This is a genomic window from Bacillus sp. (in: firmicutes) (genome assembly GCA_017656295.1).
GTDB lineage: Bacteria > Bacillota > Bacilli > Bacillales > JACDOC01 > JACDOC01.
The window spans coordinates 1-773 of record JACDOC010000046.1 but is presented as its reverse complement, the minus strand read 5'-3'; the positions used below and the strand labels follow the sequence as shown (position 1 = coordinate 773).

At 39.7% G+C, this 773-nt stretch carries 1 tRNA gene and 2 rRNA genes; all 3 read left to right on the top strand.

The features are described from left to right. Window positions 1-176, top strand: a 16S ribosomal RNA gene (locus tag H0Z31_15725); the annotation flags it as partial. A gap of 126 nt (window positions 177-302) precedes the next feature. Then, window positions 303-378: transfer RNA gene (locus tag H0Z31_15720), tRNA-Ala, on the top strand. Between the two features lie 284 nt (window positions 379-662). Further along, a 23S ribosomal RNA gene (locus H0Z31_15715) occupies window positions 663-773 on the top strand; the annotation flags it as partial.

Here is a 773-nt window from a genome sequence, read left to right as displayed (position 1 = left end):
TGAATACGTTCCCGGGTCTTGTACTCACCGCCCGTCACACCATGGGAGTTGATTTCACCCGAAATCGGGAAGCCAACCTTCGGGGGGCTACCGCTTACGGTGGAATTAGCGACTGGGGTGAAGTCGTAACAAGGTAACCGTAGGAGAACCTGCGGTTGGATCACCTCCTTTCTAGAGTAAAGTCAATCATTCGTTTGCATTGACATACAAAGAAAATCTCACAAGAGATATTAGTTATTTCAAGTAATCTTACTTGCTTAGTTTTCAGTGATCTATGTTCATTTGAATTGCGATTATAAAATGGGGAATTAGCTCAGCTGGGAGAGCGCCTGCCTTGCACGCAGGAGGTCAGCGGTTCGATCCCGCTATTCTCCACCATTTTTTGAGAATTTGCACTTGAAAAACCTACTCACGTACGAAAGTACGCTACGCAGATTTTTCAAGCACAACTTCATCAAAAAACGAGTTTTAAATTAAATATAAGTTCTTAAACTCATAAGAATTTATATTTGGTTTAAACACCAAACGATCATTAAATTACAATTGTTAAAGTCAACAACTATAATAAAGAGATTTATTATAAACTAAATAACTACAATAACAGATCATTCATCTTGTTTAAAGTATGAAAGTACATTAAATAAGGTAGTGAACGCAAAATAGAATAAAAAGATATTAAGGGCCATAGGTGGATGCCTTGGCTGGTAGAGGCGATGAAGGACGTATTAGGCTGCGAAAAGCCTCGGGGAGCTGCCAAAAAGCTTTGATCCGGG